Origin of the sequence: Roseivivax halodurans JCM 10272 (genome assembly GCF_000521785.1) — a bacterium.
Taxonomy (GTDB): domain Bacteria; phylum Pseudomonadota; class Alphaproteobacteria; order Rhodobacterales; family Rhodobacteraceae; genus Roseivivax; species Roseivivax halodurans.
Genome location: NZ_JALZ01000002.1, coordinates 227096 through 244692 on the forward strand (window position 1 = coordinate 227096; position 17597 = coordinate 244692).

The window sequence follows — 17597 nt, forward strand, 5'->3', positions numbered from 1 at the left end:
AATGCTTGTGCCGGTGCGGCCTAGTCGTCAGAGTGGCGCGGGTTTCGAGGCAGGCGCGACAATCATGGACTTTCTGACCGGCGGACAGAACACCGAAGCGCTGATCGTCATCGGCGTCATCGCGGTCATGTTCGCGCTCTTCGTGAGCGAGATCTATCCCACCGAGGTGGTGGCGATCGGCGGCGTCGCGACGCTGCTGGCGCTCGGAGTGCTGCCTTACGCGGATGCGCTCGAGGTGCTGTCGAACCCGGCGCCCCGGACCATCGCGGCGATGTTCCTCGTGATGGGGGCGCTGGTGCGGACCGGATCGCTGGAGGTGGTCACGTCCTACGCGCAATCGGGCGCGAAACGTCATCCCAAGCTTGCCATGGCGGGCATCGGCGCGCTGGTGGTGGTGGCTTCTGCCTTCATGAACAACACGCCCGTCGTCGTGGTGATGCTGCCGATCTTCGTGCAGCTCTCCAAGGTGCTCGGCGTTGCTCCCTCCAAGCTGCTGATCCCGCTCAGCTATGCCGCGATCCTCGGGGGGACGACGACGCTGATCGGAACTTCCACCAACCTGCTCGTCGACGGTGTGGCGCGCAGCCGCGGGATGGAGGCGTTCACCATCTTCGAGGTGACGCCGCTCGCGCTCGTTCTCGTCGTATGGGGCGTGATCTACCTGCGTCTCGCGGGGCCGTGGCTGCTGCCCGAGCGGGCGAGCATGGCGGGCATGCTGTCGGACCGCAGCAAGATGAAGTTCTTCACAGAGGCGGTGATCCCACCCGATTCGAACCTCATCGGGCGCGAGGTGCTGAGCGTTCAGCTCTTCAAGCGCGACGGCGTGCGGCTCATCGACGTGGTCCGCGGCGATGTGTCGCTTCGCCGCGATCTCGAAGGCGTGGAGCTGCAGGTCGGCGACCGCGTGGTCCTGCGCACTCAGATGACGGAGCTTCTGAGCCTGCAGCGCAACAAATCGCTGAAGCGCGTGGATCAGGTCTCCTCGGTCGAGACGACGACGGTCGAGGTGCTGATCACGCCCGGCTGCAAGATGGTCGGGCGCTCGCTCGGCGCCCTCCGGCTGCGGCGGCGTTACGGGGTCTATCCGCTCGCGGTGCACCGGCGGAACCAGAATATCGGGCGGCAGCTCGACGACCTCGTGGTGCGCGTGGGCGACACGCTGCTTCTCGAAGGCACGCAGGAGGACATCCAGCGGCTGGCAGAGGAGATGGCGCTCGTCGACGTCACCCACCCCTCGGCGCGGGCCTTTCGCCGCGAACACGCGCCGATCGCTCTGCTGGCGCTTGCCGGCATCGTCATCCTCTCCGCCCTCGGGGTCGCGCCGATCCTCGCGCTCTCCGTCATCGCCGTGGCGGTCGTGCTGCTGACGCGGTGCATCGACGCCGACGAGGCGTTCTCCTTCGTCGAGGGTCAGCTCCTCGCGCTCATTTTCGCGATGCTCGCGATCGGGGCGGCGCTCGAAAGCTCGGGCGCCGTGGAGCTGATCGTCGGCGCGCTCGTGCCCTATCTCGAAGGCCTGCAAGGGCCGCTCATCGTCTGGGCGGTGTTCCTGATGACCAGCCTGCTGACCGAGATGGTGAGCAACAACGCCGTGGCGGTCGTCGTCACGCCGATCGCGATCTCGCTGGGGGAGGCGCTCGGCATCGATCCGCGCGGGCTCGTCGTCGCGGTGATGGTGGCGGCCTCGTGCTCGTTCGCGACGCCCATCGGCTATCAGACCAACACGCTCGTCTACGGCCCCGGCGGCTACCGGTTCAGCGACTTCCTCAAGGTCGGCATTCCGCTCAACATCAGTGTCGGTGTGATCTCCGCCCTGCTCATCCCGCTGATCTGGCCGCTCTCGTAAACCGGTTCCGGCGCACGCGCGCTCAACCAATCTGAACGAAACATTGGCGCCGGGGGCTCGGGATCAGTCCGGGATTACCCCTTCTTTGCCATCCTGCCTCCAACGTGCCGCATCCCGCGGCGCACTTTCTGTTGGGGGGCGCATGAGTCTCATCACGTTCAAGGACCGTCTCTACGAGCTGGAGCGGGACCGCGAGGAGATTGCGGCCACGCTCCAGAGCATCCGCGAGGAATTGCGCGATCTGCGCGAACGTATCGATGCGGGCGAGCTCGGCGACCGCGCGGACGGCGCGAAGCTTCTGGCCGACGTGCGGTACTGGCTGCGTGCCGCGCGCGAGACGGAAAGCGAAATCAAGGATGTGCGCAAGCGGGAGGCGGGGATAGCCTATGACTACGCGATCGACCTCGACGAAGCGCGGGCGGAAGTCCGGTGCAGGCTCAATCGCCTCCGTAAGTGCCGGCAGGCGTGAGGAATTCCTGAACGAGCTCAACGAAGGCACCCAGCTCGCGCTACCGTATCTCTTCGATCTCTGGGCGATGCCGCACCAGCAGCCGCCCGCGGGCGACTGGCGGACATGGGTGATCCTCGGAGGACGCGGCGCCGGCAAGACGCGTGCGGGCGCCGAATGGGTGCGCGGCGTCGTGGAGGGACCGCGACCGCTCGACCGAGGGCGATGCAAGCGGCTCGCGCTGATCGGAGAGACGCAGGACCAGGTCCGCGAGGTGATGATCTTCGGCGACAGCGGGATCATGGCCTGCTCGCCGCCCGACAGGCGCCCGGTCTGGCGGGCGAGCCGCAAATGCCTCGTCTGGCCGAACGGCGCGGAGGCGATGGCGTTCTCGGCGCACGAGCCCGAGGGGCTGCGAGGCCCGCAATTCGACGGGGCCTGGGCAGATGAGCTCGCCAAGTGGAAGAAGAGCCAGGACACCTGGGACATGCTGCAATTCGCGCTTCGGCTTGGGGAAAAACCCCAGGTCTGCGTGACGACGACGCCGCGCAATGTCGCGGTGCTCAAGCGGCTCCTCCAGTCGCCCTCCACCGTGACGACACATGCGCCGACCGAGGCGAACAGGGCGAACCTCGCAAAGTCGTTCCTGGAAGAGGTGCGCGCGCGTTACGCGGGCACCCGGCTCGGGCGGCAGGAGCTCGACGGCGTGCTCTTTGACGATGTCGAGGGCGCACTCTGGACCGAGGAGCTGCTCGACGGCGCCAGGACGGACGAGGTGCCGGTCTGCGGCCGCATCGTCGTTGCGGTGGATCCGCCGGCCTCGTCCGGTGCGGGGGCCGATACCTGCGGGATCGTGGTCGCGGGCGTCCGGAAGGGCGGTCAGGGGACAGGCGATCTCCGCGCCGTGGTGCTCGAGGATGCGAGCGTGCAGGGGCAGGGGCCGACAGGCTGGGCCCGCGTCGCGCTCGGCGCAATGCAGCGGTGGTCGGCGGACCGGCTCGTCGCCGAGGTGAATCAGGGCGGCGACATGGTCGAGGCGGTGATCCGCTCGATCGATCCCGACGTGCCCCTCACCAAGGTGCATGCGAGCCGCGGCAAGGTCGCGCGCGCCGAACCCGTCGCGGCGCTTTACGAACAGGGCCGGGTGTCCCACGCGCCCGGGCTCGAACAGCTCGAGGAGCAGATGTGCCGCATGACCGTCTCGGGCTTCGAGGGTCCGGGCTCGCCCGACCGCGTCGATGCGCTGGTCTGGGCCCTCACGGAGCTGGTGTTGCGTGCACCGAAGTGGGCGCCGTCCCTGCGTACGCTCTGATTTCGCCGTCTTTACCCCGGCCTGAGAGATTGCCTCTCGACGCGAACGACAACGGGCCCCTCCGGCCCCGGACGGCACAGGGAGCGCAGGCGGGATGGTCTTTCACCTCTTAAAGCGGAACGTGGACAAGGCGCCGGACGCGAAGGCGAGCGCCACCGGTCCGGTCATCGCCTATGCGACGTCCGGCCGCGTCGTCTGGTCGCCCCGGGATACGGGCTCGCTCACCCGCACGGGGTTCGCAGGCAACCCGGTCGGATTTCGCGCGGTCAAGCTCATCGCCGAATCGGCCGCTGCGCTGCCTCTCGTCCTTCAGGATGCCGATCGCCGCTACGATACTCATCCGCTGCTGTCGCTCCTGGCGCGACCCAATTCCGGGCAGGGACGCGCCGAGCTTCTCGAGGCGCTCTACGGCCAGCTCGTGCTCTCCGGCGACGCCTATGTCGAGGCGGTGGCGGGCGAGACGGGCACGCCGTTCGAGCTGCACGTCCTGCGCTCGGACCGGATGCGTCTCGTGCCGGGGCCGGACGGCTGGCCGATCGCCTACGAGTACACGGTCGGCGGTCGGACGCATCGGTTCGACGTCTCGTCGGGCGCACCGGCGATCTGCCATCTGCGCAGCTTCCACCCCCAGGACGACCATTACGGGCTCTCGCCCATGCAGCCCGCGGCCGCCGCGATGGACGTGCACAACGCCGCCTCGCGGTGGTCGAAGGGTCTGCTCGACAATGCCGCGCGTCCCTCGGGTGCGATCGTCTATCGCGGTGCGGACGGGGCGGGCGGGCTCTCCCCCGACCAGTACGACCGGCTCGTCGCCGAGATGGAGGCCCACCATCAGGGTGCGCGGAATGCCGGGCGGCCGATGCTGCTTGAGGGCGGGCTCGACTGGAAACCGATGGGCTTCTCGCCTGCCGACATGGAATTCCAGAAGACCAAGGAAGCCGCGGCGCGCGAGATCGCGGTGGCCTTCGGCGTCCCTCCGATGCTGCTCGGCATCCCCGGAGAGGCGACCTACGCTAACTACCAGGAGGCGCATCGGGCCTTCTATCGCCTGACCGTCCTGCCCTTGGCCTCGCGGGTCGCGGCGGCGCTCGGCACCTGGCTTGCCCGGTTCACCGGCGAGGCGCTCGATCTCAAGCCCGATCTCGATCAGGTGCCCGCTCTCTCGGCCGAACGGGATGCGCTCTGGGCCCGCGTTGCCGGCGCGGGGTTCCTGACGGATGGCGAGAAACGTGCGCTTCTGGGACTGCCGGCCTTGCCCGAGCCGGGTCGCGGGGAGGACGACAATGGCTGAGCCGCGCTCCAGCTACGAGCCCTTCGCCTGCGCGCCCGGCCTCAAGCTCGAAGCGCACGAGCGTCTCTCGACGCTGCGGATCGAGACCATCGGCGCCCGCCTCGACCGGATCGAGGCCATCATGGAGCGCCTCGAGCGGCGGCTCTGGATCACCGTCTACGGTGTGGTCGGGGTGATCCTCGCCCAGGCCCTGCAATCCCTCGTGAGCGTGTCGCCCTGAGGCGCACGGGAAAGGAAAAGGCGATGCGCCTGGAAACCAAGTTCTGCCCCTCCGACGAGACGCTCAAGGTCGCCGACGGCACCCGGATCGAGGGCTACGCCTCGCTCTTCGGGGCGCCCGACGAGAGCGGCGATATCGTCGCGAAGGGCGCCTACGCCGCGTCGCTGAAGCGCATGGGTGCCGACAGGCGCGCGGTCAAGATGCTCTGGCAGCACGATCCCTTGCAGCCGATCGGGGTCTGGGACGAGGTGCGCGAGGATGGCCGGGGGCTCTGGGTCAAGGGTCGCATCCTCGATGAGGTCGCGAAGGGCCGCGAGGCGGCAGCGCTGGTCCAGGCGGGGGCGATCGACGGGCTCTCGATCGGCTACCGCACGCTGAAGTCGTCCAAGACCGACAAGGGCCAGCGGCTCTTGACCGAGCTGGAGCTCTGGGAGGTGTCGCTGGTGACCTTCCCGATGCTGTCCAGTGCCCGGGTCACGGCCAAGGGCGACAGCCCCGACGCCCAGACCTGGCGCGACGTGGCGCTGGCGCTCGAGGCGGCGCGCCGTGACCTGACGGACCGCTGACGCGGGTCCATCCGACCGACCAAGGACGAGGAAACCATGAGCAATACCGACACATGTGCGCGGGACGGGGACGAGGCGTCTCCGGCCCACCGGGTGGGGACCGCGATCGCGGGCCTCGTCCAAGAGATCAAGGCCCTGAAAACCGACTTTCATTCCAAACTCGAAGCCCAGGAAGAGCGAGTGAACATGCTTGACCGCAAGACCGCGACGGCGTTCCGCCGTCCCGCACTGGCCGCCGCGGCCGAGATCGAGGCCCCGCACCAGAAGGCGTTCACCGCCTATCTGCGCAGCGGCGATGACGGCGCTCTGCGCGGCATCGAGCTCGAGGGCAAGGCGCTCGCGATCAATTCGGACGGCGGGTACCTCGTCGATCCGCAGACCGCCGAGGCGATCCGCTCGACTCTGGCTTCGACCGCCTCGCTGCGCGCCATCGCCAACGTGGTGCATGTGGAGGCCTCGTCCTTCGACGTTCTGATCGACCGCAACGATGCCGGCGCCGGATGGGCGAACGAGACCGACCCGACCGCGGAAAGCGGCACGCCGGCGATCGAACGCATCTCGATCCCGCTCTACGAGCTGAACGCGATGCCGAAGGCCAGCCAGCGCCTGCTCGACGACAGCGCTTTCGACATCGAGGGCTGGCTTGCGGGCCGCATCGCCGACAAGTTCGCCCGTGCCGAAGCCGCCGCCTTCGTCATGGGCGACGGCGCCGACAAGCCGACCGGCTTCCTGACCCATCCCGCGGTTGCGGATGCGAGCTGGAGCTGGGGCTCTCTCGGCTACGTCGTCACCGGCGCGGCCCCAGGGCTCGGCAACGGGGACGCGCTGATCGACCTCGTCTATGCGCTCGCCGCGCCCTACCGCGCCGGGGCGAGCTTCGTGATGAACTCGCGGACCGCCGGTGCCGTGCGCAAGCTCAAGGACGCCGACGGCCGCCATCTCTGGGCCGACGGTTTCGCCGCCGGGGAGCCCGCCCGCCTGCTCGGCTACCCGGTGCTGATCGCCGAGGACATGCCCGATGTCGCGGCGGATGCCTTCCCCGTCGCGTTCGGCGACTTCGCGCAGGGCTACACGATCGCGGAGCGGCCAGATCTGCGGGTCCTGCGCGATCCCTTCAGCGCCAAGCCGCACGTCCTCTTCTACGCCACCAAGCGCGTCGGCGGCGATGTCTCCGACTTCGCGGCGATCAAGCTGCTGCGCTGCGCGGCCTGACGTCGCGTGACGAGCCGGCCGGGGCGCCTCGTGGCGCCCCGGTCCCCGGACCAAAGGCCCGGCCGGTCACGGCCTGCGGAGAGCATTGCATGATCCTCATCGAAGAAGCCCCCCTTTCCGACGCGGCGATGCCGCTCGACGCCTTCAAGCAGCACCTGCGCATGGGAAGCGGCTTCGGGGTCGAGAGCGTTCAGGACGCGATGCTGGCCTCCTTTCTGCGTGCGGCCATCGTCGCGATCGAGGCGCGGACCTCGAAGGCGCTCCTCCGCCGGACCTTCGTGCTGACGCTGCCCGCCTGGACGACGCCCGAAGGGCATCCGCTGCCGATCGCCCCGATCGTCAGCATCACGCAGGTGGCGATCGTTGACCGGTTCGGACACGCCGAGGTCATGGAGGCCGCGCGTTTCCGGGTCACGCCGGATACCCATGTGCCCTGGCTCCGCTACGACCGCCCCGCGCTTCCGCCGATCCCGACGGGCGGCACTGCCGAGGTCCGGCTTGTCGCGGGCTATGCCGGGACCTTCGCGGACCTGCCCGCGGACCTTGCGCAGGCGGTGATGCTGCTTGCTGCGCATTACTACGAATATCGCGACGAGACCGCGCTGGGCGAGGGCTGCATGCCGTTCGGCGTGACGAGCCTCGTGGCCCGCTACCGCCGCACGCGGATCGGGTTCGCGTCATGAGTGCTCCGCGTCTCGCCTGTCGTCTGGGTCTCGAGACAGCGGTGAAGGTCGCCGACGGCTCGGGCGGTTTCACCGAGACCTGGACGACGCTCGGCACGCTCTGGGCCGAGCTTCAGGCAGGTGCGGGGCGCGATACCGGCATCGCCGGCGGTCCTGTCGCCCTCACCGCCTGGCGCATCGTGGTGCGTGGCGCGCCTTACGGTGCGCCCGATCGTCCTGTCCCCGGGGCAGCGCTTCCGCATGGGGGGGCGGCTCTTCCCGATCCGGGCGGTGGCCGAACGCGATCCGGCAGGGCGGTACCTCACCTGCTTCTGCGAAGAGGAGATCGCGCAATGAGCTACGCGATCGCCTCGGCCCTGCAGGAAGCCGTCTATCAGCGCCTCATCGGCGATCCCGCGGTCTCGGACGCCACGGGCGGGCATGTCTACGACGCGCTGCCGAGCGGCACCCCCCCGGGGCTCTACCTCACGCTCGGCGACGAGCAGGTGCGCGATGCCTCCGACAAGACAGGCTCGGGTGCATGGCACGATCTCACGCTCGCGGTGGTGAGCGGGCCCGCGGGCTTTCTCGCCGCCAAGACCGTGGCTGTCGCGGCGAGCGACGCGCTTGCCGATGCTGATCTCGCGCTCGCCCGCGGGCGCCTGGTCTCGCTGCGCTTCCTCAAGGCCCGCGCACGGCGACTGGCGGATGGCGGGCGGCGCATCGACCTCAACTTCCGCGCCCGCGTGGAAGACGATTGACCCCCACCCCAAGACAGGGAGCGACCGACATGGCGGCCCAGAACGGCAAGGACCTTCTCATCAAGCTCGACGCGACCGGCAGCGGCGCGTTCCAGACCCTGGCAGGTTTGCGGGCCACGCGCCTCAGCTTCAACGCCGAAACGGTGGATGTCACCACGCTCGACAGTGACGGCGGCTGGCGCGAGCTTCTCTCGGGCGCGGGCATGCGCTCTGCCGCGATCAGCGGCTCGGGCGTCTTCAAGGACGCCGCGACCGACGCCCGGGCGCGGCAGGTCTTCTTCGACGGCGAGACGCCGGACTTCCAGGTGGTCATCCCCGATTTCGGTGTCGTCGAAGGACCGTTCCAGATCACCGGCATCGAATACGCCGGCAGCCACGATGGCGAGGCGACCTACGAGCTCTCGCTTGCCTCGGCGGGCCGCCTCTCCTTCGAGGCGTCGGTCTGATGGTCAATCCCTGGCGCGGAGACGTCGAGATCGTGCTCGACGGCGAGCGGCACCTCATGCGGCTGACCCTCGGCGCGCTGGCGGAACTCGAGCTGGCCCTCGGCGCGGACAACCTGATCGCGCTTGCGGAACGCTTCGAGGGCGCGGCCTTCACCTCGCGGGACGTGCTCGCGGTGATCGTGGCGGGGCTGCGGGGTGGCGGCTGGTCGGGGTCGTCGGCCGAGCTGATGCACGTGCAGATCGAGGGCGGTCCGCTCGCGGCGGCGCGCGCGGCGGCGGATCTGCTCGCCCGCGCCTTCATGATGCCGTCCGAGGGTTGAGATCCATGCGCGTGGATTGGCCGGTGCTGATGCGCGCGGGGCTCGGGCAGCTGGGCCTGCGTCCGGCCGAGTTCTGGGCGCTCACCCCGGCGGAACTGCAGATGATGCTCGGCGGCGGCGAGAGGGCGCAGCCGATGGGACGGGGCGGGCTCGCCGCGATGATGGTGGCCTTTCCGGACGACGTGGTTGGGAACGGAGACGACAGATGAGCGATATCGAGAGGCTCGAGGACGAGATCGACGCGCTCGAGGCGAGTTTCGGCGGTGCGGCCGGGATGGCGGCGGGTTTCAACCGAGAGATGGAACGTATCCGCGCCGGTCTCGACGCGTCGAGCGCTGGCGCGCGCCGGTTCGAGGGCACGATGGGCCGCGGCGTCCGCCGGGCGATCGATGGCGTGGTGCTCGATGGCGTGAAACTGTCGGACGCGCTGCATTCCGTCGCTCAGTCGATGATCGACGCCTCCTGGCGCGCGGCGGTGAAGCCGGTCGCCGACCAGGTGGGCGGCTTCATCTCCCGGAGCGTCGGCGCCGTCTTCGGCGGGGTAGGGGCCTTCGCGTCCGGCGGGGCCTTCGCTCAGGGTCGGGTGCAGCCCTTCGCGAATGGCGGCGTGATCAGCGGTGGCGTGGCCCGGGAGGGAGCGTTCACGAGGGGACGCGTGATGCCCTTCGCCACCGGCGGTATCGTCACGCAGCCGACGACCTTCCCGATGCGCGGCGGCACCGGGCTCATGGGCGAGGCCGGGCCGGAGGCGATCATGCCGCTCACGCGCACGCCAGACGGCAAGCTCGGCGTCCGGGCGGAAGGCGGTTCCGCGCCGACGCTCAATGTCACCATCAACGTCTCGACCCCCGACGTTCAGGGCTTCCGCCGGAGCCAGAGCCAGATCGCCGCGCAGATGGGCCGGGCCCTCGCGCGCGGCGGACGCAACCGCTGAGAGAGGAACCGCCATGTCCTTCCACGACGTCCGCTTCCCCTCCCGCCTCAGCTTTGGCTCGTCCGGGGGCCCCGAGCGCCGCACCGACATCGTCGCGCTGGCCTCGGGGGCCGAGGAACGCAACACGCCCTGGGCCCATTCGCGGCGCCGTTACGATGCGGGCATCGGCCTCCGCGCGCTCGACGATCTCGCCGAGCTCATCGCCTTCTTCGAGGCGCGGCGCGGCCGTCTTCATGCCTTTCGCTGGAAGGACTGGGCTGACTTCAAATCCTGCGCGCCGTCCGGGACGGTCTCTCCCTTCGACCAGCGCATCGGAACCGGCGACGGCGCGACGTCCGCCTTCCGGCTCATCAAGGTCTACCGCTCCGGTGGGTACGGCTACGAGCGCCCGATCGAAAAACCCGTCGCGGGCAGCGTCGTCGTCTCCGTCGATGGCACCGCTTTGGCCGAGGGCGGCGATTTCACCTGCCATCCCGGGACGGGTCTCTTGAGTTTCGGCAGGGCTCCCGCCGCCGGGGCCGAGATCCGCGCAGGGTTCGAATTCGACGTGCCGGTGCGGTTCGACAGCGACCGGATCGAGGCGAACATGGCCACCTTCCAGGCGGGCGAGGTGCCGTCCGTTCCGGTGATCGAGGTGCGCCCGTGACCGAGGCAGCCCTTCACGCGCATCTCGCCACCGGCACCACGACGGTCGCCCGGGCATGGGGAGTGACGCGCCGCGACGGGAGGACCTTCGGCTTCACCGATCATGACCGCGACCTCAGCTTTGGCGGGCAAACCTATCGCGCCGGAACCGGCCTCACCGCGCTCGCGCTGCAGCAGGGCAACGGCCTCTCCGTCGACAACACCGAGGCGATGGGCGCGCTCACGGACGATGCGATCACCGAGGCGGACATCGCCGCCGGACGCTTCGACGGCGCCGAGGTTCTCGCCTGGCTCGTCGACTGGTCCGCCCCCGCAGCACGCAAGCTTCTCTTTCGCGGACATATCGGGGAAATCCGGCGCGAGGACGGTGCATTTCATGCAGAGCTCCGGGGTCTCGGCGAGGCGCTCAACCGGCCCATCGGCCGGGTCTACCAGGCGCCGTGTACCGCCGTTCTCGGCGATGCCTCCTGCAGGGTCGACATGTCCGCCGGCGGTTTCAGGCGCGAGGCCGAGATCGCCCGCATCTCCGAGGGGCGGCTCTTCGAGCTCGGCCCCCTGGCGGACAGCGAACCCGGCTGGTTCGTCCGCGGGCGCCTCGATGTGCTCGACGGCGAAGGTGCCGGTCTCTTCTCGGCGATCAAGCGCGACAGCCTCGCCGGCAACTCTCGCATTCTCGAACTCTGGGAGCCGATCCGCGCGCCGATCACGCCGGGCGACCGCGTGCGGCTCACGGCGGGCTGCGACAAGCGGTTCGAAACCTGCCGCGCAAAGTTCGGCAACGCGATCAACTTCCAAGGCTTCCCCGATATCCCCGGCGAGGACTGGCTGACGGTACATCCCGCGCAATCCAAGGCGCATGCCGGGGGAAGTCGCCGATGAGCCCGACTGCGACGAGCCCGGGCGCCGGACGACCCGACATCGCCGCCGCCGCCCGCGGATGGATCGGAACGCCTTACGTGCACCAGGCCTCGACCTGGGGAGCGGGCTGCGACTGTCTCGGGCTTCTCCGCGGCGTCTGGCGCGAAGTCATCGGGCCGGAACCCGAACGACCGCCCGCCTATACGAGCGACTGGTCAGAGCCCACGGGCGACGAGCGCCTTCTCGGTGCCGCGCTCCGCCACCTCACCCCGGTCCCGTCCGGACCGGTCCGGACCGGTGAGGTTCTGCTCTTCCGGATGCGGACGGGCTCGGTCGCAAAGCATCTCGGGATCGCGACCGGTCCGACCGGGTTCATTCACGCCTATTCCGGCCACGGCGTCGTCGAGAGCGCCCTGACCGCCCCGTGGGCGCGGCGGATCGCGGCGCGCTTCGCCTTTCCAGACTGACCGCCGCTTGCCCGGCAAGGAGACCCCGCAATGGCCACGCTGCTTCTCTCTGCCGCCGGCGCGTCCTTCGGCGCGTCGACCGGCGCCTCGATCCTGGGCATGTCGTTGGGCGCCGTCGGCCGGATCGCCGGAGCGTCCCTCGGCAGGGTCATCGACCAGCGCGTCATGGGTCAGGGCACCGAGGCCGTCGAAACCGGCCGGGTCGAGCGGTTCCGCCTCTCGGGCGCGTCCGAGGGCGCGCCGATCCCGCAGGTTTTCGGCCGCATGCGGGTGGGCGGACAAGTCATCTGGGCCTCGGAGTTTGCCGAACATGTCGAAACCGAAGGCGGCGGGGGGAAGGGGAGCCCGCCGCAGCCGAAGGTGCGCAGCTTCAGCTATACTGTCAGCCTCGCGCTTGCGCTGTGCGAGGGCGAGATCACGGGCGTGAACCGGGTCTGGGCCGACGGGGCGGAGATCGCGGTGCGCGATCTGAACCTGCGGGTCTACAAGGGCCGTGCCGACCAGCTTCCCGACCCGGTCATGGAGGCGATCGAGGGCGCCGGAAACGTGCCGGCCTACCGCGGGACGGCCTATGTGGTGATCGAGGATCTCGACCTCGGACGGTTCGGCAACCGCGTGCCGCAATTCAGCGTCGAGGTCACCCGCCCGTCTCTCGAAGCGGATGCCCTGCCGCAGCTCCTGCGCGGCGTCGCCATGCTGCCCGGCACCGGCGAATACACCCTCGCCCCGACTCAGCAGCATATGCGCTTCGGCGATGACGCGGTGCAGCTCGTGAACATCAACACCCCGTCCGAGGAAACGGACCTCGCGACCTCGCTGCGGATGATGCGGGACGAGCTGCCGAATGTCGGCGCGGTGTCGCTGGTGGTCAGCTGGTTCGGAGACGATCTGTGCTGCGGTATGTGCCGGCTGCGTCCCAAAGTGGAGCAGCGCGATATCGACGCCGAGGGTATGCCGTGGCAGGTCGCAGGTCTGGACCGGTCCGAGGCCGGGATCGTGCCGCGCTTGGACGGCCGCGTGATCTATGGCGGCACGCCCGCCGACGCTGCCGTGACCGGCGCGATCCGCGCCTTGCGCGACGCCGGGCAGGCCGTGCTCTACTATCCCTTCATCCTGATGGAGCAACTCGCGGCCAACGGTCTGCGCGATCCCTGGGCGGGCAGGGCCGATCAGCCCGTCCTGCCATGGCGCGGCCGGATCACCGCGAGCGTCGCGCCCGGCCGGACCGGCACGCCCGACGGAACCGCCGCCGCACGCGCCGAGGTGGAAGCCTTCTTCGGGACCGCGCGGGCCGAAGACTTCGAGGTCGAGGACGGCAAGGTCAACTATACCGGACCGGACGAGTGGAGCTTCCGCCGCTTCATCCTGCACAACGCCGCGCTCTGCGTCGCCGCAGGTGGGGTCGACAGCTTCTGCATCGGCTCCGAGATGCGCGGCCTTACCCAGATCCGCGACGATCTCGGCTTTCCCGCCGTGATGCAGCTCAAGCGGTTGGCCGCCGAAGCCCGCGCCCTCCTCGGCCCGGGCACGAAGCTCGGTTACGCCGCCGACTGGTCCGAATATTTCGGCTACCACCCGACCGACGGCTCGGGCGACGTCTATTTCCACCTCGATCCCCTCTGGGCCGATTCCGAGATCGATTTCGTCGGCATCGACAATTACATGCCGCTCTCGGACTGGCGCGATGGCGACGAGCACGCCGACGCATCCCGGGGCGCGATCCACGATCTTGGGTACCTGCAGGCCAACATCGAGGGCGGCGAAGGGTTCGACTGGTACTACCGCAGCGCCGCAGAGCGGGACGCCCAGACCCGCGCGCCGATCACCGACGGCGCCTTCGGCGAGGACTGGGTCTACCGCTACAAGGACATCCGCCGCTGGTGGTCCCAGCCCCATCACGAGCGCATCGGCGGCGTGCGTCAGGCATCGCCGACACCGTGGATCCCGTGCGGCAAGCCGATCTGGCTCACCGAACTCGGCTGTCCCGCGGTCGACAAGGGGACCAACCAGCCGAACGTCTTCCTCGACCCCAAGTCGTCCGAGAGCTTTCTGCCCTACCATTCGTCCGGCCAGCGCGACGAGCTTATCCAGCACCAGTATCTGCGCGCGATGCATCTCTACTGGAGCGATCCCGAGAAGAACCCCGCCTCCTCCCGTTACGACGGGCGGATGATCGACATATCGCGCATGTTCGTCTGGGCCTGGGACGCGCGCCCCTATCCGTGGTTTCCCGCGCAGTCGGAGCTCTGGGCCGATGGGGCGAACTGGCGCCAGGGGCATTGGATCACCGGGCGCAGCTCCGCCCGGACGCTGGCCTCGGTGGTGACCGAGATCTGCGCTCGTGCGGGCCTCGAGGATATCGACGTGAGTGCGCTGCACGGCTACGTGCGCGGCTATGTCGTGACCGAGACCGGTGACGCCCGCCGCGCGCTCCAGCCGCTGATGCTGGTCTATGGCTTCGACGCGATCGAACGCGGCGGCCGTCTGGTGTTCCGCAATCGCGGCAGCGCAGGAGCGACGGATCTCGACAAGGAGCGCCTTGCGCTGTCGGCGGAGGACAGCCCCCGCATCACCGAGACCCGCGAGGCCGAGGCCGAGATGGCGGGCCGCGTGCGCCTGCGCTTCTTCGAGGCGGACGGCGATCACGAGACGGTGGCCGAAGAGACGGTGCTGCCCGACGACGCGACCCACGCGGTCAGCGAGAGCGACGCGCCCCTCTCGCTCACGCGCGGAGAGGGCCGGGCGGTGGTCGAACGCTGGCTTTCCGAGGCGCGCCTCGCCCGCGACACGGTCCGCTTCACCCTGCCGCCGTCTCGCCTCGAGCTCGGTGCCGGCGACGTCGTCAGCCTGAACGGGACACGTTTCCGCATCGACAGGGCCGAGCTGACCGACCGTCAGGAGATCGAGGCGGTACGGATCGATCCCGCCGCCTACCGGCCTTCGGACTTTGCCGACGCTCCGGCGAAACCGCGCCCCTTCGTGCCCGCGGTGCCGGTCGCGCCTCTCTTTCTCGACCTGCCGCTCATGCGCGGGGGCGAGGTGCCGCACGCGCCTCACGTGGCGCTAACCGCCACCCCCTGGCCCGGCAGCGTCGCGATCTTCGATTCCGCGTCGGATGAAGGGTATGGTCTCAACCAGACCGTTTCGGCGCGATCCGTCGTGGGCCTGCTCGAAACGCCGCTTCCCGCCGCGCCCGCAGGCCGCGTCGATCGCGGAGCACCGGTGCAAATCAGGCTTTTCTCGGGCGCGCTCCAATCCGTGACGGAGGCCGCGTTCCTCGCCGGGGGCAACCTCCTCGCCATCGGCGACGGCACCTCGGGCGCATGGGAGCTGATCCAGTTTCGCGACGCCGAGCTGATGGCCGAGCGCCGGTGGCGCGTCTCCCATCGGCTGCGCGGCCAGTTCGGAACCGACGGCGTTGTGCCCGAGGTCTGGCCTGCCGGCTCGAAGGTCGTCCGTATCGACGGGCGGTTGGCGCAGATCGCCCTCGCCGCCTCGGAGAGGCGGCAGGAGAGGCACTACCGGATCGGCCCTGCCTCTCGGCCCCTCGGAGATCCCTCCTACGTTCACCTCGTGCGCGCCTTCGACGGGGTGGGCCTGCGTCCCTATGCGCCGGCGCATCTGCGGGCCGTGCCGAACGGGCAAGGCCTTGCGATCTCGTGGATCCGCCGCACCCGGATCGATGGCGACGACTGGTCCCTTGCGGAGGTTCCGCTCGGCGAGGAAAGCGAGGCATATCTCCTGCGCGTGAGTCGTGGCGGCAGGATCCTGCGCGAGGTCCAGACCTCGGCGCCGACATGGGCCTACGGCGCGTCCGAAGTGGCCGCGGATCTCTCGGACGGCGATGTCACGCTCTCGGTTGCGCAGATCTCGGCGCGGTTCGGACCCGGTCCCGCCGCGCAGATCGCCATCGCCCGTCCCTGACGCGACCTCGCTCTTGGTCGGAAACCCCGCGGTCACCCCCCGCCATTGCGCGGCTCCCGCTGCGCGGCGACGGGCCGCAAATTCCCTTGCAAGCTCACGGAGCCATTCGCGTATGTGATCGCTTCCGCGACAGGCTTTGCGTTTCGGTCCCAGATCCTATCTGCTAGATTGCCTGCGTCAAAGGAGGCTGGTCATGGCTGAGACCCGCGCAAAAGTCGCCGAACTCGATCCCGTCTGGGCCCGCGTCATGCGCGAGGCCGAGGAAGCGGTGGCCAACGAGCCCCTCCTCGGTGGGCTCGTGCATCAATCGGTACTGCATCATCCGACGATCGAGCGCGCGCTCGCCTACCGGATCTCTTTGAAGCTCGCCTCGGGCGAGATGTCCGAGCAGATTCTGCGCGAGATCGCCGACGAGGCCTATGGCAGCGACCCCGAGCTGGCGCTCGCCGCTCGCGCCGACATCGTCGCGATCTGGGAGCGTGACCCGGCCTGCCATCGGTTCCTGCAGCCGATGCTCTTCTTCAAAGGCTTCCAGGCGGTGCAATCCTACAGGGTCGCGAACTGGCTCTATCGCCAGGGGCGCAAGGACCTTGCCTATTTCCTGCAGATGCGCTGCTCGGAGGTCTTCGGCGTCGACATCCACCCCGCCGCCCGCATCGGCCGCGGCATCATGATCGACCACGCCCATTCCATCGTCATCGGCGAGACCGCGGTCGTGGGCGACAACGTCTCCATGCTCCATTCCGTGACGCTCGGCGGCACCGGCAAGGAGGAGGAGGACCGACACCCCAAGATCGGCGACGGCGTCCTCATCGGGGCGGGCGCGAAGGTGCTCGGTAACATCAGGATCGGTAATTGCAGCCGCATCGCCGCGGGCTCGGTGGTGCTTTCCGAAGTGCCGCCCTGCAAGACCGTGGCAGGCGTTCCGGCCAAGATCGTCGGCGAGGCCGGATGTGCCCAGCCGTCGGTCAGCATGGACCAGCTCATTCGCGGCGGCACCTGACGGGCAGCGGCAATTGATGTCGTGAGCGGCGCGCAATCCCAGATGGGCCCGCGCCGCTTACCGATATGTCTCGTGCCTCAGACCTCCGGGAGGTTCGACAGGAGCACTCCCGGGCTCTCGAGCGCCGCGGCGAGTGATGTGAGCAGCCGTGCAACATCGGGCGCCTCACGTCCCTTGGCCCGCGCCATGACGCTGATTTCGACCTCGCGGCCCGCCGCACCCGGATAGGGCGCTCCCAGAGCGATCTGGATATCCACCGCATCCGGCAGCGGAAGCGCGCCGCCCGCAATGGCTTCGCCGCTCAGATCCACGATAAGGCAGGCGGTCTCGCCGGGGTCGCCGATAAGGTCGGCGAGCCCTGTCACGGGATCGGCAGAAGACGCGTCGAGGCGCACCGGCGCCGAAAATCCTTTGGCGACGGCGAGCGGGCCATGCCCCGATCGCAGGAGGGCGCTGGCAAGGAAGGCCCAGAGCGGAACCGTCCCGTGGCTCTCGCTGAGGATCTCCTGCAGGAGGCTGAGGCGCTCGATGGTGAGGCGCTTGCGCAGAACGATGGCGTCCGGACTTTCTTCGGTCATTGCGTCCGGCTGGGCCCGCTCAGCTGATTCGACCGTTTCCTGCTCCGCTGTCTGGCCAGGCAGCTCCGGCGGCGACGCATGCGTGTCTCCGAGCGTGGACCGAG

At 69.3% G+C, this 17597-nt stretch carries 18 protein-coding genes and 2 pseudogenes; 19 read left to right on the forward strand and 1 reads right to left on the reverse strand.

Features of this window, described 5'->3' with window-relative positions:
• Positions 1 to 127 precede the first annotated feature (127 nt).
• The 19 genes and pseudogenes from OCH239_RS03440 to cysE all read left to right on the forward strand — a co-directional run bounded on the left by OCH239_RS03440 (position 128) and on the right by cysE (position 16915).
• Entirely contained in the window at positions 128 to 1846 is a 1719-nt protein-coding gene (locus OCH239_RS03440) for an SLC13 family permease (protein WP_425280278.1), read from the forward strand.
• Positions 1847 to 1988: 142 nt separating this feature from the next.
• Positions 1989 to 2315: a hypothetical protein gene (locus tag OCH239_RS03445; protein WP_037258732.1), complete on the forward strand. Its 327-nt coding sequence runs from the start codon at positions 1989 to 1991 to the stop codon at positions 2313 to 2315.
• Positions 2233 to 3606 (forward strand): DNA-packaging protein, encoded by a 1374-nt coding sequence (locus OCH239_RS03450; RefSeq protein WP_084782092.1) that lies wholly within the window; start codon positions 2233 to 2235, stop codon positions 3604 to 3606. The genes OCH239_RS03445 and OCH239_RS03450 overlap by 83 nt, the downstream gene beginning before the upstream one ends.
• Positions 3607 to 3700: 94 nt before the next feature.
• A complete protein-coding gene (locus tag OCH239_RS03455) occupies positions 3701 to 4897 on the forward strand; it encodes a phage portal protein (protein WP_037258737.1) in 1197 nt (398 codons plus the stop codon).
• Positions 4890 to 5117, forward strand: coding sequence for a GTA head formation protein, RCAP_rcc01685 family (locus OCH239_RS03460; protein WP_037258740.1), 228 nt, complete (start codon positions 4890 to 4892; stop codon positions 5115 to 5117). The genes OCH239_RS03455 and OCH239_RS03460 overlap by 8 nt, the downstream gene beginning before the upstream one ends.
• Positions 5118 to 5140: 23 nt before the next feature.
• Positions 5141 to 5683 carry an HK97 family phage prohead protease gene (locus OCH239_RS03465; protein WP_037258742.1) on the forward strand — a complete coding sequence of 181 codons (543 nt, stop codon included), beginning with the start codon at positions 5141 to 5143 and terminating at the stop codon, positions 5681 to 5683.
• Between the two features lie 36 nt (positions 5684 to 5719).
• Complete coding sequence (locus OCH239_RS03470) at positions 5720 to 6895, forward strand: phage major capsid protein (RefSeq protein WP_037258745.1); 1176 nt, start codon at positions 5720 to 5722, stop codon at positions 6893 to 6895.
• An 89-nt stretch (positions 6896 to 6984) separates the two neighbouring features.
• Positions 6985 to 7578, forward strand: coding sequence for a head-tail connector protein (locus OCH239_RS03475; protein ID WP_037258748.1), 594 nt, complete (start codon positions 6985 to 6987; stop codon positions 7576 to 7578).
• Positions 7575 to 7914: pseudogene (locus tag OCH239_RS23850) on the forward strand (head-tail adaptor protein). Before OCH239_RS03475 ends, OCH239_RS23850 begins: the two are co-directional and overlap by 4 nt.
• A gap of 38 nt (positions 7915 to 7952) precedes the next feature.
• Positions 7953 to 8318: pseudogene (locus OCH239_RS03480) on the forward strand (DUF3168 domain-containing protein); the annotation flags it as partial.
• A gap of 29 nt (positions 8319 to 8347) precedes the next feature.
• Positions 8348 to 8764 carry a phage major tail protein, TP901-1 family gene (locus OCH239_RS03485; protein ID WP_037258751.1) on the forward strand — a complete coding sequence of 139 codons (417 nt, stop codon included), beginning with the start codon at positions 8348 to 8350 and terminating at the stop codon, positions 8762 to 8764.
• Positions 8764 to 9084 (forward strand): gene transfer agent family protein, encoded by a 321-nt coding sequence (locus tag OCH239_RS03490; RefSeq protein WP_037258754.1) that lies wholly within the window; start codon positions 8764 to 8766, stop codon positions 9082 to 9084. Before OCH239_RS03485 ends, OCH239_RS03490 begins: the two co-directional genes overlap by 1 nt.
• A gap of 5 nt (positions 9085 to 9089) precedes the next feature.
• Positions 9090 to 9293, forward strand: a complete 204-nt coding sequence (locus tag OCH239_RS03495) for a rcc01693 family protein (RefSeq protein WP_037258757.1) — start codon at positions 9090 to 9092, stop codon at positions 9291 to 9293.
• Complete coding sequence (locus OCH239_RS03500) at positions 9290 to 10018, forward strand: phage tail tape measure protein (protein ID WP_037258760.1); 729 nt, start codon at positions 9290 to 9292, stop codon at positions 10016 to 10018. The genes OCH239_RS03495 and OCH239_RS03500 overlap by 4 nt, the downstream gene beginning before the upstream one ends.
• Before the next feature lie 13 nt (positions 10019 to 10031).
• Positions 10032 to 10664 carry a DUF2460 domain-containing protein gene (locus OCH239_RS03505; protein WP_037258762.1) on the forward strand — a complete coding sequence of 211 codons (633 nt, stop codon included), beginning with the start codon at positions 10032 to 10034 and terminating at the stop codon, positions 10662 to 10664.
• Positions 10661 to 11542, forward strand: a complete 882-nt coding sequence (locus OCH239_RS03510) for a DUF2163 domain-containing protein (RefSeq protein WP_037258765.1) — start codon at positions 10661 to 10663, stop codon at positions 11540 to 11542. The genes OCH239_RS03505 and OCH239_RS03510 overlap by 4 nt, the downstream gene beginning before the upstream one ends.
• Positions 11539 to 11988, forward strand: coding sequence for an NlpC/P60 family protein (locus tag OCH239_RS03515; RefSeq protein ID WP_051489219.1), 450 nt, complete (start codon positions 11539 to 11541; stop codon positions 11986 to 11988). The genes OCH239_RS03510 and OCH239_RS03515 overlap by 4 nt, the downstream gene beginning before the upstream one ends.
• A gap of 30 nt (positions 11989 to 12018) precedes the next feature.
• On the forward strand, positions 12019 to 15912 hold the full coding sequence (locus OCH239_RS03520; RefSeq protein WP_037258768.1) for a baseplate multidomain protein megatron: 3894 nt from the start codon (positions 12019 to 12021) through the stop codon (positions 15910 to 15912).
• 193 nt (positions 15913 to 16105) lie between these two features.
• Entirely contained in the window at positions 16106 to 16915 is an 810-nt protein-coding gene (cysE, locus tag OCH239_RS03525; RefSeq protein ID WP_037258770.1) for a serine O-acetyltransferase, read from the forward strand.
• 77 nt (positions 16916 to 16992) lie between these two features.
• Here the strand turns inward: cysE and OCH239_RS23455 are convergent, their stop codons facing one another.
• Positions 16993 to 17493: a hypothetical protein gene (locus OCH239_RS23455; protein WP_244430294.1), complete on the reverse strand. Its 501-nt coding sequence runs from the start codon at positions 17491 to 17493 to the stop codon at positions 16993 to 16995.
• Positions 17494 to 17597 lie beyond the last annotated feature (104 nt).

Excerpts from the sequence above, each read along its gene's own strand:
- cysE (WP_037258770.1), top strand. The coding sequence starts at position 16,106 with ATGGCTGAGACCCGCGCAAAAGTCGCCGAACTCGATCCCGTCTGGGCC.
- OCH239_RS03505 (WP_037258762.1), top strand. The coding sequence starts at position 10,032 with ATGTCCTTCCACGACGTCCGCTTCCCCTCCCGCCTCAGCTTTGGCTCG.
- OCH239_RS03500 (WP_037258760.1), top strand. The coding sequence starts at position 9,290 with ATGAGCGATATCGAGAGGCTCGAGGACGAGATCGACGCGCTCGAGGCG.
- OCH239_RS03465 (WP_037258742.1), top strand. The coding sequence starts at position 5,141 with ATGCGCCTGGAAACCAAGTTCTGCCCCTCCGACGAGACGCTCAAGGTC.
- OCH239_RS03490 (WP_037258754.1), top strand. The coding sequence starts at position 8,764 with ATGGTCAATCCCTGGCGCGGAGACGTCGAGATCGTGCTCGACGGCGAG.
- OCH239_RS03515 (WP_051489219.1), top strand. The coding sequence starts at position 11,539 with ATGAGCCCGACTGCGACGAGCCCGGGCGCCGGACGACCCGACATCGCC.
- OCH239_RS03445 (WP_037258732.1), top strand. The coding sequence starts at position 1,989 with ATGAGTCTCATCACGTTCAAGGACCGTCTCTACGAGCTGGAGCGGGAC.
- OCH239_RS03520 (WP_037258768.1), top strand. The coding sequence starts at position 12,019 with ATGGCCACGCTGCTTCTCTCTGCCGCCGGCGCGTCCTTCGGCGCGTCG.
- OCH239_RS03450 (WP_084782092.1), top strand. The coding sequence starts at position 2,233 with ATGACTACGCGATCGACCTCGACGAAGCGCGGGCGGAAGTCCGGTGCA.
- OCH239_RS23455 (WP_244430294.1), bottom strand. The coding sequence starts at position 17,493 with ATGACCGAAGAAAGTCCGGACGCCATCGTTCTGCGCAAGCGCCTCACC.
- OCH239_RS03440 (WP_425280278.1), top strand. The coding sequence starts at position 128 with ATGTTCGCGCTCTTCGTGAGCGAGATCTATCCCACCGAGGTGGTGGCG.
- OCH239_RS03485 (WP_037258751.1), top strand. The coding sequence starts at position 8,348 with ATGGCGGCCCAGAACGGCAAGGACCTTCTCATCAAGCTCGACGCGACC.
- OCH239_RS03470 (WP_037258745.1), top strand. The coding sequence starts at position 5,720 with ATGAGCAATACCGACACATGTGCGCGGGACGGGGACGAGGCGTCTCCG.
- OCH239_RS03495 (WP_037258757.1), top strand. The coding sequence starts at position 9,090 with ATGCGCGTGGATTGGCCGGTGCTGATGCGCGCGGGGCTCGGGCAGCTG.
- OCH239_RS03475 (WP_037258748.1), top strand. The coding sequence starts at position 6,985 with ATGATCCTCATCGAAGAAGCCCCCCTTTCCGACGCGGCGATGCCGCTC.
- OCH239_RS03460 (WP_037258740.1), top strand. The coding sequence starts at position 4,890 with ATGGCTGAGCCGCGCTCCAGCTACGAGCCCTTCGCCTGCGCGCCCGGC.
- OCH239_RS03455 (WP_037258737.1), top strand. The coding sequence starts at position 3,701 with ATGGTCTTTCACCTCTTAAAGCGGAACGTGGACAAGGCGCCGGACGCG.